Here is a 12,114-nt window from a genome sequence, read left to right as displayed (position 1 = left end):
GCAAGGCGCCCGTTTTAGTGTCAGGCGACCTGAACCGGCACGGCTTTCGCCTTGCGCTGCAGGTTGTTGTCACCTTCGAAATAGGCGACTTTCGGGTGGTGTTGGCGGGCGTCGGCGTCGGTCATTTGCACATAGGAGCAGATGATCAGTTTGTCGCCCACGCAGGCGCAGCGCGCGGCGGCGCCGTTAACCGAAATGATGCGCGAACCGCGCTCGGCGGCGATGGCGTAGGTGGAGAAGCGCTGGCCGTTATCCACGTTGTAAATATCGATCGCTTCATATTCCAGAATGCCGGCGGCCTCCAGGAAATCCTGGTCGATGGCGCAGGACCCTTCATAGTGCAAGTCAGCCTGAGTGACTTTGACGCGATGCAGCTTGCCTTGCAGCATAGTACGTATCATAGCTTTACCTAACTGAATATCGGCCTTCACAGGCGCTGGGGTTGAACATCTCTCCTGCATCCCTGCAATCCCTATCGTCACCGATTGCTCCGCCATTGTCTACCAATGGTCAGCTGCCAAGGGTGACGACAGTATAAAAAATGGCTTACAGCGTCAGATCGACCTGCTGGTTGTCGATAAGACGTGCCTTGCCCAGCCAGGCGGCCATCAGCACCACCGCCCGCTGGCTGTCCACCGTCAGCGGCTGCAGGCTGTCGGCGTCGCGAATAAACAGCTCATCCGGCGTAAAGCCGGCGGCGCGCAGCTGCTCGGCGGTCTGCTCCAGCAGCTCTTCGACATGGCGTTCGCCATTGGCCAACTGTTGCGCCAGCGCGTTCATGATCTTGCTCAGCTGCGGAGCGACCTTGCGCTCTTCGGCGGTCAGGTAGCCGTTGCGCGAGCTGAGGGCCAGGCCGTCTTTGGCGCGCACGGTCGGCACGCCGACGATGTCGATGTCGTAACCCATGTCCGCCACCATTTTGCGGATCAGCGCCAGCTGTTGGTAATCTTTCTCGCCGAAGCAGGCCAAGTCAGGCTGCACCAGGTTAAACAGCTTGCTGACGATGGTGGAAACGCCGCGGAAGTGGCCCGGCCGGCTTGCGCCTTCCAGGATGCTGGAGATGCCCGGCACGTCGACGTAAGTTTGCTGCTCCAGCCCCTGCGGATAGACCGCGGCCGGGGCCGGCGCGAACACCAGATCGACGCCGCGGCGGGTCAGCTTCTCGCTGTCTTCCTGCAGCGTGCGCGGGTAGCGCGCCAGATCGTCCGGTCGATCGAACTGCATCGGATTGACGAAAATGCTCACCACCACCACGTCGGCGCGGGCGCGCGCTTCATCGACCAGCGTCATATGGCCGTCGTGCAGGTTGCCCATGGTCGGCACCAGCGCGATGCGTTTGCCTTCCTGGCGCCAGCGGCGGATCTGCTGACGCAGCATCGGCAGGGTTTCGATAATAATCATTGGGTGACTCCTGGAACCATCGCTTAGTTAAAAGAGTGTTCAGCCGCCGGGTAGAGGCCTTGTTCCACTTCCTGAATGTAGTGCTGCACCGCCGTGCGGATATCGCCGCTCTGCGCCAGGAAGTTCTTGGCGAACTTCGGCGTGTGGCCGCCGGTGATGCCGAAGGCGTCGTGCATCACCAGGATCTGGCCGTCGGTGCCGTTGCCGGCGCCGATGCCGATGACCGGAATGGACAGCGCTTCGGTGATCTGGCGCGCCAGCTCGGTCGGCACACATTCCAGCACCAGCAGCTGAATGCCGGCCAGCTCCAGGTTCTGCGCGTCCTGCAGCAGCTGTTTGGCGGCCAGTTCGTCGCGCCCTTGCACCTTATAGCCGCCGAACACGTTGACCGACTGCGGCGTCAGGCCCAGATGGCCGCACACCGGCACCGCGCGCTCGGCAAGCATTTTCACCGTGTCGCACAGCCAACTGCCGCCTTCCAGTTTCACCATGTTGGCGCCGGCGCGCATCAGCTCGGCGGCGTTGGCGAAGGTCTGTTCCGGGGTGGCGTAACTCATGAACGGCAGATCGGCCAGCAGCAGGCAGGCCGGCGCGCCGCGGCGCACGGCGCGCGTGTGATAGGCTACGTCGGCGACGGTGACCGGCAGCGTGGAGTCGTGGCCCTGCAGCGTCATGCCCAGCGAATCGCCCACCAACAGGACTTTGATGCCTTGCTCTTCAAACAGTTTGGCAAAGCTGGCATCGTAGGCGGTAAGGGTAGCAAACTTGCGTTGCTCCTGTTTCCACTGGCGCAAGTGGGTCACGGTGGTGGGTTTCATCACAACGTCTCCAGAAACGGGCCGTGCGGCTTGCGCAGGCCCAGGCTGCAAAAAAGTGCAGCCATTCTACTGTAACCCGATCGGGGTGGGTAGCGCGGATCGCCATGCTTAAGCGGTTCTTAAGAACCTTGTGGTGCAATGGCGCAATGACTGAAAAGGGATACTCATGCGAATTCTGCTGATCGAAGATGACAAACTGATCGGGGACGGCATCAAGGCCGGGCTGACCAAACTCGGCTTCAATCTGGACTGGTTCACCGACGGCGCCGTTGGCAAAAATGCGCTGGACAGCGCGCCGTACGACGCGGTGATCCTCGATCTCAGCCTGCCGGGCCTCGATGGCCTGGATCTGCTGCGCCAGTGGCGCCAGGCCGGGCAGGACGTGCCGGTGCTGATCCTCACCGCCCGCGATGCGTTGGAGCAGCGGGTCAGCGGGCTGCAAAGCGGCGCCGACGATTATCTGTGCAAGCCGTTCGCGCTGGCCGAAGTGGCGGCGCGTCTGCAGGCGCTGATCCGCCGTCGCCACGGCCAACTGATGCCGCAGCTGACGCACGGCAATGTGGTGTTTGACAGCGCCACCCGCAGCGTGAGCTGCAACGGCGAGCCGGTGACGCTGACGCCGCGCGAGTTGGCGGTGCTGGAGCTGTTTCTGCACAACAAGGGGCGGGTGCTGGCGCGGCCGTTGATTCAGGAGAAGCTGTACAACTGGGACGACGAGGTGAGCAGCAACGCGGTGGAGGTGCATATTCACCACCTGCGGCGCAAGCTGGGCAACGGCTTCATCCGCACCATTCACGGCGTGGGTTACACGCTGGGGGATGCGCCGTGAAGCGTCTCAGCCTGCGGCTGCGTCTGATCCTGATCTTCAGTCTATTGGCGCTGATGACCTGGTGCACCGCCAGCGTGGTGGCCTGGGTGATGTCGCGCAACACCATCAATGAAGTGTTCGACACCCAGCAGATGCTGTTCGCCAAACGGCTGGCGACCGCCAACCTCGGCGATCTGCTGGCCGATGAAAGCGCGCGCAGCCTGCCGAAAACCAAGAAGCTGGTGCATCACGGCAAGCGTGGCGATCAGGACGACGACGCGCTGGCGTTCGCCATCTTCGATCGCCAAGGCAAGATGCTGCTCAACGACGGCGAGAACGGCGCCGATTTCCTGTTTGACGGGGAGCGTGAAGGTTTTACCGACGGCGAGCGCAAAGGCGATGACGACAGCTGGCGCCTGCTGTGGCTGACCAGCCCGGATGGGCGCTATCGCATCGTGGTCGGCCAGGAGTGGGATTACCGGCGCGATATGGCGCTGGGCATGGTGACCGGCCAGCTGGTGCCCTGGCTGGCGACGCTGCCGGTGCTGATGCTGCTGATCGCGCTGATGGTCGGGCGCGAGCTGCGGCCGCTGCGCGCGGTGGCGGCCGGTTTGCGCCGGCGCGCGCCCGATGACGCGACGCCGTTGGACGCGCGCCAGGTGCCGACCGAGGTGCGTCCGCTGGTGGATGCGCTCAATGCGCTGTTCGCTCGCATCAACGCGTTGCTGGTGCGGGAGCGGCGCTTCACCTCCGATGCCGCGCACGAGTTGCGCAGCCCGCTGGCGGCGCTGCGGGTGCAGACCGAAGTGGTGCAGCTGGCGGGGGACGATGCGCCAATGCGCGAGCACGCGCTGGACAATCTGACGCTCGGCATCGATCGCGCCACCCGGCTGGTGGATCAGCTGCTGACGCTGTCGCGGCTGGATTCGCTGTCGGATCTGGCCGAACTGGCGCCGATCGACTGGAACGAACTGGTGACGATGACCCTGGCGGAGCAGGATCGGCAGGCCCATGCGGCGGGCGTGACGTTGCGCTATGAACATCAGGGAACGCCGCCGCCGCGTCAGGGGGAAACCTTGCTGCTGTCGCTGCTATTGCGCAACTTGCTGGACAACGCGGTGCGCTATACCCCGCAGGGCGGCGTCGTCACCGTGACGCTGAGCGAACGCTCGCTGACGGTGGAGGACGACGGTCCGGGGGTCACCACGGAGCATCTGGCGCGGCTCGGAGAACGTTTCTATCGCCCGCCGGGGCAGGAGCAAACCGGCAGCGGGCTGGGCCTCTCGATCGTGCAGCGTATCGCCGGATTGCATGGTTTACAGATCGGCTTTGCCAATCGCCCGCCGGGCGGGTTCGTTGCGCGGCTGACGCTGTAGGCGGGTCAGGACTTGGGCTGTGGTTGATGCCACAGCGCCATGCCGTTTTCCGGCACGCGCTTGAGGCAGCTGGCGAGCGGCTCGCCATCGGGGAAAATCAGATCGGGGGCGATTTCCGCCAGCGGGTAGAGCATGAATTCGCGCTCTTTCAGGCCGTAATGCGGCACCGTCAGGCGCTCGGTATGGATCACCTTGTCGCCGTACAGCATGATGTCCAGATCGAGCGTGCGCGGCCCCCAGCGTTCATCCTTGCGCACGCGCCCCTGATTGCGTTCTATCGCCTGGGTATGGTCGAGCAGCTGTTCGGGCGGCAACAGGGTATCCAGCGCCACCACCGCGTTGAGAAAGTCCGGCTGGTTTTGCGGCCCCAGCGGCTTGGTGCGGTAAAACGAAGAACAGGTGACCAGCCGGGTGCGCGGGAGATGCTCCAGCGCCTCCAGTGCGGCTTTAACCTGTTGCAGCGGCTGCGCCAGGTTGCTGCCCAGCGCGATATAAACGCGGATCATTATGCCCCTTCTTTACGCGGTGCCCGGCGGCGAGGGCGGCGTTGACGCGCGCGGCGCGGCGCCGGATCGTCCCCCAGGGTGCTCAGCATGGCTTTCTGCCGCGCCGGCGTGGCGTCCTGGAACTCGCCCCACCACTCGGCCAGACGCAGCATCTCCTGATTGTCTTCCACTTCCGCACGCAGCGCCAGCAGATCATAGGCGGCGCGGAATTTCGGGTGTTCCATCAGCTTGTGCGCGCGTTTGCCCTGGCGGCGGGACAGGCGCAGCTGCAGCTGCCAGATATCGCGTACCAGCGTGGTGATGCGTTTCGGGATGGCCAGCGAGCGGCACTGCTCGTCGAGTACGTCGTTCATCGCCAGCGCGAAGGCGTCGTAGTAGGCCAGGCCGCTTTCCTGCGCCAGCTTCTGCGCGTGCTCCAGCAGCGGGTACCACAGCATGGCGGCAAACAGGAACGCCGGGTTGACGCGCATGTCGTTCTGCAGGCGGTGATCGGTATTCTTCAACACCTGCACCAGAATGCGCTCCATCGGCGTATCGTGGTTCGGCGTGAAGTTGCGGGCGATCAGCGGGAACAGCGGTTGGAACAGCTGGTATTCGCACAGCTTCAGGTAGGTTTGGAAACCGTAACCGGCCTGCAGCAGCTTGAGGGATTCTTCGAACAGGCGCGCCGGCGGGATCTCATGCAGCAGCGAGGCCAGGCGCGGGATCGGCTCGGCGGTCTCTTCGCTGATGCGCATATCCAGCTTGGCGGCGAAGCGCACCGCGCGCAGCATGCGCACCGGATCTTCGCGGTAGCGGGTTTCCGGATCGCCAATCAGGCGAATCACGCCCTGTTTCAGATCGTTCAGGCCGCCGACGTAATCGCGCAGGGTGAAATCCGCCACGCCGTAGTACAGGCTGTTGATGGTGAAGTCACGGCGCTGGGCGTCTTCCTCGATCGAGCCGAAGATGTTGTCGCGCAGCAGCATGCCGTTTTGCGCCTGCTGGGACGAGTTCTTGTCGGATTCCGGGTTCTGTTCGTGGTGGCCGCGGAAAGTGGCCACTTCGATGATCTCCGGCCCGAACATCACGTGCGCCAGGCGGAAGCGGCGGCCGACCAGGCGGCAGTTGCGGAACAGCTTGCGCACTTGCTCCGGCGTGGCGTTGGTGGTGATGTCGAAGTCTTTCGGCTTTTTGCCGAGCAACAGATCGCGCACGCCGCCGCCGACCAGATAGGCTTCGTAGCCGGACTTGTTCAGGCGGTAAAGCACTTTCAGCGCATTTTCGCTGATGTCTTTGCGGGAAATCGAGTGCTGTTCGCGCGGGATCACGGTCATCGAGTCGTTGCTCTCGGCGATAGGAAAAGGCGGACGCTTGCGCGGCGTTGAGCGGCGGGCAGGGGCGTTGCTGCCGTTATCGGCGGCGCGCGGCTGCGGCGCAGGGCGGCTTGGCGCCGCGGCACGCTCTTCGCGGACTACGTTTTTATCGCCGGCCGCCGCGTCGTCGCGGGGCAGCTTGTCATCGCGGGTCAGTACCTTACGACAGAAGTTGGCTACTCGGGTAAAAATGGTACACCTCGATAGTGACTGATAAAAATGGAGCTAACAAAAAATAGCGGCTAATCATAGCTCACCATGGCTCCTTTGAGAATGCCGGCGTGTTTTCATCCAGAGGGATAGCCTCCTGACGCGGCACGTTTTCCAACCGCCAATGTGCGACTGCCCAGCTCAATAATAATGGCAGGTCAAGATCTTGCCAGCTTTCCGGCAGCGGTTGGCGCAGAAATTTCAGCGCGGCGATCAGCACCGGGCGCGGATCGCCTGCGGGCAACGCCGGCGCATGGTTTTGCTTCGACAGCTTGATGCCGTTGGCGCCCAGCGCCAGCGGCAGATGCACATAGGCGGGCACCGGCGCCTGCAGCTGGCGATAGAGGGCAATTTGGCGCACCGTCGGTTCGATCAGGTCGGCGCCGCGCACAATCTCGGTCACGCCCTGAAAATGGTCGTCGATCACCACAGCCAGGTTGTAGGCGAACAGCCCGTCGCGACGGCGAATGATAAAGTCTTCCCCCGCCAGCGCCGGATCGGCGTGCAACTCTCCCTGCAGGCGATCGTGGAACCCGTAAACGGGCGCGGTCTGGCGCAAGCGGATGGCGGCGCCCTGCGGCCCGAGCTGCAAATCGCGGCAGTGGCCGTCGTACAATCCGCCGATCTGCTGGATGCGGCTGCGGGTGCAGGTGCAGTAATAGCTGAGCCCCTGACGCTGCAACAGATCCAGCGCGGCGCGATAGGCGTCGTGACGTTGGGATTGATAGATGACCTGGCCGTCCCAGTGGAGACCATAATGTTCCAGCGCGGACAGGATGCGAGCGGCGGCGCCGGGGACTTCGCGCGGCGGGTCGATATCTTCGATGCGAACCAGCCACTGCCCGCGTTGGGCGCGAGCCTGAAGGTAGCTTCCCAGAGCGGCAATCAGCGAACCGAAATGCAGATCCCCGGAAGGCGATGGGGCAAAGCGCCCCACATAATGACTTTCTTGCATATCAGAGGGGAGTGGTTCCCTTTTCTCTGTGCGGCGCACGCGGGTGCGCACGCCGCAGCGGTAACAACGGTATTAGCCGGCCATCTGCTTTTCGCGGATCTCAGCCAGCGTCTTGCAGTCGATGCACAGATCGGCGGTCGGACGCGCTTCGAGGCGACGAATGCCGATCTCCACGCCGCAAGATTCGCAGTAGCCGAAATCATCGTCTTCCACTTTCTTCAGCGTTTTCTCGATCTTTTTGATCAGTTTGCGTTCACGGTCACGGTTACGCAGTTCAAGGCTGAACTCTTCTTCCTGAGTAGCACGGTCTGCCGGATCAGGGAAGTTGGCTGCCTCTTCTTGCATATGCGATACAGTACGGTCCACTTCGTCCCTGAGCTGGTTGCGCCACGCTTCAAGAATGCGCTTGAAATGCGACAACTGGGCGTCGTTCATGTACTCTTCGCCCGGCTTCTCTTGGTACGGCTCCACCCCAGCGATGGCGAGAATGCTCAAGGACGAGGTTTTACGGTTTTGCCCTTCTTGCATGTTGCTTCTCCTACATACACACGCACTATCGAATCCCCAATGCGGGGGAAAAACAGGCCGCTATAAATAACAGAAGGAAGGTAGGTTGGCAATTATTCCTGTCGCCCGCTTGACAATCGTGTGAAGGAGGGCGTATTTGGCGATCGTGCTGGCCGGTTGTCTATTTATAGGGACCCGACCGCGCTAATCGATAAAAAACGGCAGCTTATCGCAGAGATAAATACCGTCAGGTGATAACTTTGCCCCGTAGCAAACCACTTCCACTCCCAACTGCCGGACCTGTGCCAACAGCGCCGCATAGCGCTCATCTATATGATGTGCCGGTGCGACCTGCTCAATACCGCTGTGTAACACGGCAAAGAACAACACCGCCCGTTGCCCGCTTTCAACCACGCTGAGCAACTCACGCAGGTGCTTTTGCCCTCTGAGCGTTACCGCATCAGGAAAGTAACCACGTTGTTGTTGCAGTAATGTGACTGACTTAACTTCAATATAGCAGTTAACCCGATTTTCTGCCTGTAATAACAAATCGATACGGCTGTTTTCACCGCCGTATTTCACTTCGCCGCTGATTTTACTGTAACCGGATAATTCATTGATTAAATTGTGTTCGATCGCCTCGCGCACCAGCGCGTTGGCACGCAGGGTGTTGACGCAGATCCAGTGCCCCTGTTGGGTATGGGTCAGTTCCCAGCTGTGGGCGTATTTGCGCTTGGGGTTATCCGAGGTGGAGTACCAAACGGTGTCGCCGGGCGTGGCGCAGCCGGTCATGGCGCCGGTATTGGCGCAGTGCAGCGTAAAGGTTTCCCCTTCCGGGGTGATCACGTCCGCCAGAAAGCGTTTGTAACGTTTTATCAGCGTGGCGGAACGCAGCGGTGGAGAGAAAATCATGCGGATGCCTGCGTGGCCAGCGGCCACTGTTCGAGGTGTTGGTAACGGGTGCGCCCGTTTTCGAACACCGACTCATACAAGGAAAAGGCGTCGGCGCTGAACGCCCAGCCCGGCGTCGCCGGCGGGATCGCCACCGGCTGGGTGGCGGCGCGCAGCAGCGTGATGTGCGGATGGAACGGCAACGCGCTTTGATGGCAGCCGCTGCGGGCGGCCTGCGAACGCAGCAGTTCGGCCAGCTGCAATAGCCCGCGCGGCGCGCGGCGGGTGCCGAGCCAGACCACGCCGGGGCGCGGCCAATGGCCGAGATCGTCGAGCCGCATGCTGAAGCCGGGTTGCACGATGCGGCCGGCCAGTTTGCGCAGCGCCAGCTCTTTCTGCGCGGTGACTTCGCCGAGAAACGCCAGCGTCAGGTGCAAATTAGCCGCCGCCACCGGCCGGCCGGCCTCCGGCGCAAACGCCTCGGCGCGCCAGCGGATCACCTGCTGTTGCAGGGCATCAGGCAAGGACAGGGCGAAAAACAGGCGGCGCGAATTGGACATGGGGGCTCGGTAAATAATGACAAATCTGTCAGGAACAGATTTGAATGCGGCTTGCAGCGGCCTCGCGCGAAGCGGGACGCCTGGACGAGCTCCGTACTATAGCTAACGACGCCGCAGTTTGAAAGGCTACGGGGGCAAAGCTAATGCTACACTGTACGCCGTTTAACGTTAACCACCACGGAGAGTTCAGTGTCTTCATTGCCCGTCAGCGCGGTGCTTGATGAGTTGCTGGCTGCGTTGCAGTCCGCTCCTCAGGTACTGTTGCACGCCCCGACCGGCGCCGGTAAATCCACCTGGTTGCCGCTGCAGATCCTGGCTAAGGCCGGGTTGCCGGGGCGCATTATCATGCTGGAGCCGCGGCGGCTGGCGGCGAAAAACGTCGCTTATCGCCTGGCGCAGCAACTGGGGGAGGAGCCCGGCCAGACCGTGGGCTACCGCATGCGCGCCGAAAGTAAAAGCGGGCCGCAAACCCGGCTGGAAGTGGTGACGGAAGGCATTCTCACCCGCATGTTGCAGCAGGACGCCGAGCTGCAGGGCGTGTCGCTGGTGATCCTCGATGAGTTCCACGAACGCAGCCTGCAGGCCGATCTGGCGCTGGCGCTGTTGCTCGATGTGCAGCAAGGGCTGCGCGACGATCTGAAACTGTTGATCATGTCGGCCACCCTGGATAACGCGCGCCTGTCGCAGCTGCTGCCGGCAGCGCCGGTGGTGGTGTCCGAGGGGCGCAGCTTCCCGGTTGAACGTTTATATCAGCCGTTGGCCAGCCATCAGCGGCTGGAGGATGGCGTAGCGGCGGCGGTGAAGCGCCTGCTGGCCGAACAGCCGGGGTCTTTGCTGCTGTTCCTGCCGGGCGTGGCGGAGATCAATCGGGTGCTGGAGCGATTGACCGGCGAGGTGGCGAGCGATACCGATCTTTGCCCGCTGTATGGCGCGCTGCCTCTGGCGCAGCAGCAAAAAGCGATTCAGCCGGCGGCGGTTGGCCGCCGCAAGGTGGTGCTGGCGACCAACATCGCTGAAACCAGCCTGACGATCGAGGGCATTCGGCTGGTGGTGGACAGCGGCCTGGAACGTGTGGCGCGTTACGACGTGCGCAACGGTTTGACTCGGCTGGCGACGCAGCGCATCAGTCAGGCCTCGATGGTGCAGCGCGCCGGGCGCGCCGGGCGTCTGGAGCCGGGCATTTGCTGGCATCTGTTCGCCAAAGAACAGGCGGAGCGCGCGGCGGAACACGCCGAACCGGACATTTTACAGAGCGATCTCACCGGCTTTTGGCTCGAGTTGCTGCAGTGGGGTTGCCACGACCCGGCGCAGCTGATCTGGCTGGATGCGCCTCCTGCCGCGGCATTGGCGGCGGCCAGGGCGCTGTTGCACCGGCTGGGGGCCACGGATGACGGTGGCAAACTTACCGCACCGGGGCGCCAGATGGCCGCGCTGGGATGCGAGCCGCGGCTGGCGGCGATGCTGACCGCCGGCGCGGCGCTGAGTGCCGACGGCCTGGCGACGGCGGCGTTGCTGGCGGCATTGCTGGAAGAACCGCCGCGCGGCGGGCAGATGGATATCGGCTACTGGCTGAGCCGCCCGCAACCGAACTGGCGGCAGCGTGCCGCGCAGTTGGCCAAACGCCTGCCGCAACGTGCGGGGCAAGTCGACGTCGATCTGGCGCCGCGGCTGTTGGCGCCGGCGTTTACCGATCGCATCGCCCAGCGGCGAGGCCAGGACGGCCGCTACCTGCTGGCCAACGGCATGGGGGCGGCGATGAATCAGGACGAGGCGCTGTCGCGCGCGCCCTGGCTCATCGTCCCCAGCCTGTTGCAGGGCCACAACAGCCCCGATGCGCGTATCCTGTTGGCGTTGCCGGTGGATATCGACGCGCTGGCGGCGCAGCTGCCGGCGATCGTCATGCAGCGCACGGCGGTGGAGTGGGATGAAGAGAAGGGCACGCTGCGCGCCTGGAAGCGCCAGCAGATCGGCCGTCTGACGCTGCGCGCCCAGCCGCTGGCCAAACCGGCGGACGAAGAGCTGCAGCAGGCGCTGCTCGATTGGGTGCGTGCGCAGGGGCTGGCGGTGCTCAACTGGGAGGGCGCCGCCGAACAATTGCGGGTGCGCCTGCAGTGCGCGCAAGCCTGGTTGCCGGAGGCGGAATGGCCGGCGATGGATGAAGAGCCGCTGCTGGCGGCACTGGAGCAGTGGCTGTTGCCGTCGCTGAACGGCGTGCGCGATCTGCGCGGCTTGAAGCAGGTCAACATCGCCGAGGCGCTGTCCCGCCTGCTGGACTGGCAGCAAAAGCAGCGGCTGGATAATGCGCTACCCACTCATTACACTGTGCCGACCGGCAGCCGCCTGCCGATCCGTTATGAGGCCGGCAAACCGCCGGCGCTGGCGGTGCGTTTGCAGGAGGTGTTCGGCGAGCAGCGCAGCCCGATGTTGGCGGAGGGTCGCATCCCGGTGGTGCTTGAGTTACTCTCACCGGCGCACCGGCCGTTGCAAATCACCGGCGATCTGGCGGCCTTCTGGCAAGGCGCCTACCGCGAGGTGCAAAAAGAGATGAAGGGCCGCTACCCGAAACACGTTTGGCCGGACGATCCGGCCACGGCGGTGCCGACGCGCCGAACGAAGAAATATCAGTAGGTCGCGATCATTCAAGGTTTGGAATTCAGATGTTTCTTCTGGTCAGCGCTGCGGCGTAGGCACAGATTAAGCGACTAATCATGGCCGGCAGTGTCGGCA

12 protein-coding genes are annotated in these 12,114 nt (G+C 63.3%); 3 read left to right on the top strand and 9 right to left on the bottom strand.

All coding sequences use genetic code 11. From position 1 onward, the window contains the following. Positions 1-20 precede the first annotated feature (20 nt). From panD to panB, 3 genes are all read right to left on the bottom strand, one after another. Positions 21-401: an aspartate 1-decarboxylase gene (gene panD, locus ACK3CV_RS21165; RefSeq protein ID WP_004937544.1), complete on the bottom strand. Its 381-nt coding sequence runs from the start codon at positions 399-401 to the stop codon at positions 21-23. Positions 402-546: 145 nt separating this feature from the next. Then, positions 547-1,401, bottom strand: a complete 855-nt coding sequence (gene panC / locus ACK3CV_RS21160; protein ID WP_033635919.1) for a pantoate--beta-alanine ligase — start codon at positions 1,399-1,401, stop codon at positions 547-549. Positions 1,402-1,424: 23 nt separating this feature from the next. Further along, positions 1,425-2,219, bottom strand: a complete 795-nt coding sequence (gene panB / locus ACK3CV_RS21155) for a 3-methyl-2-oxobutanoate hydroxymethyltransferase (RefSeq protein ID WP_004937548.1) — start codon at positions 2,217-2,219, stop codon at positions 1,425-1,427. A 166-nt stretch (positions 2,220-2,385) separates the two neighbouring features. Here panB and qseB point away from each other — a divergent pair, with 166 nt between their 5' ends. After that, the gene (gene qseB / locus ACK3CV_RS21150) at positions 2,386-3,048 is read left to right on the top strand and encodes a quorum sensing response regulator transcription factor QseB (protein ID WP_004937550.1); all 663 of its coding nucleotides are present in this window, start codon (positions 2,386-2,388) and stop codon (positions 3,046-3,048) included. Continuing rightward, complete coding sequence (gene qseC / locus ACK3CV_RS21145; protein ID WP_060423016.1) at positions 3,045-4,403, top strand: quorum sensing histidine kinase QseC; 1,359 nt, start codon at positions 3,045-3,047, stop codon at positions 4,401-4,403. Before qseB ends, qseC begins: the two co-directional genes overlap by 4 nt. Before the next feature lie 5 nt (positions 4,404-4,408). On the opposite strand, the gene folK is transcribed toward qseC, so the two are convergent. The 6 genes from folK to thpR form a co-directional block, all read right to left on the bottom strand. Further along, a complete protein-coding gene (gene folK / locus ACK3CV_RS21140) occupies positions 4,409-4,909 on the bottom strand; it encodes a 2-amino-4-hydroxy-6-hydroxymethyldihydropteridine diphosphokinase (protein ID WP_107227021.1) in 501 nt (166 codons plus the stop codon). Further along, complete coding sequence (gene pcnB / locus ACK3CV_RS21135; protein WP_072265254.1) at positions 4,909-6,456, bottom strand: polynucleotide adenylyltransferase PcnB; 1,548 nt, start codon at positions 6,454-6,456, stop codon at positions 4,909-4,911. The genes folK and pcnB overlap by 1 nt, the downstream gene beginning before the upstream one ends. A gap of 61 nt (positions 6,457-6,517) precedes the next feature. Further along, positions 6,518-7,429, bottom strand: a complete 912-nt coding sequence (gluQRS, locus tag ACK3CV_RS21130; protein ID WP_047729869.1) for a tRNA glutamyl-Q(34) synthetase GluQRS — start codon at positions 7,427-7,429, stop codon at positions 6,518-6,520. A gap of 72 nt (positions 7,430-7,501) precedes the next feature. Next, positions 7,502-7,957 carry an RNA polymerase-binding protein DksA gene (gene dksA / locus ACK3CV_RS21125; RefSeq protein ID WP_004937569.1) on the bottom strand — a complete coding sequence of 152 codons (456 nt, stop codon included), beginning with the start codon at positions 7,955-7,957 and terminating at the stop codon, positions 7,502-7,504. 183 nt (positions 7,958-8,140) lie between these two features. Then, on the bottom strand, positions 8,141-8,848 hold the full coding sequence (sfsA, locus tag ACK3CV_RS21120; protein ID WP_004937572.1) for a DNA/RNA nuclease SfsA: 708 nt from the start codon (positions 8,846-8,848) through the stop codon (positions 8,141-8,143). Continuing rightward, positions 8,845-9,387: an RNA 2',3'-cyclic phosphodiesterase gene (gene thpR / locus ACK3CV_RS21115; RefSeq protein ID WP_033649609.1), complete on the bottom strand. Its 543-nt coding sequence runs from the start codon at positions 9,385-9,387 to the stop codon at positions 8,845-8,847. The genes sfsA and thpR overlap by 4 nt, the downstream gene beginning before the upstream one ends. Positions 9,388-9,576: 189 nt before the next feature. Between thpR and hrpB the strand changes: the two genes are divergently transcribed. Next, positions 9,577-12,015, top strand: coding sequence for an ATP-dependent helicase HrpB (gene hrpB, locus ACK3CV_RS21110; protein WP_204280369.1), 2,439 nt, complete (start codon positions 9,577-9,579; stop codon positions 12,013-12,015). Positions 12,016-12,114 lie beyond the last annotated feature (99 nt).

It is taken from the genome of Serratia sp. TSO36 (assembly GCF_057808395.1).
Note: the sequence above shows the minus strand (reverse complement) of the source record. Positions and strands in the feature narration are given on the sequence as shown.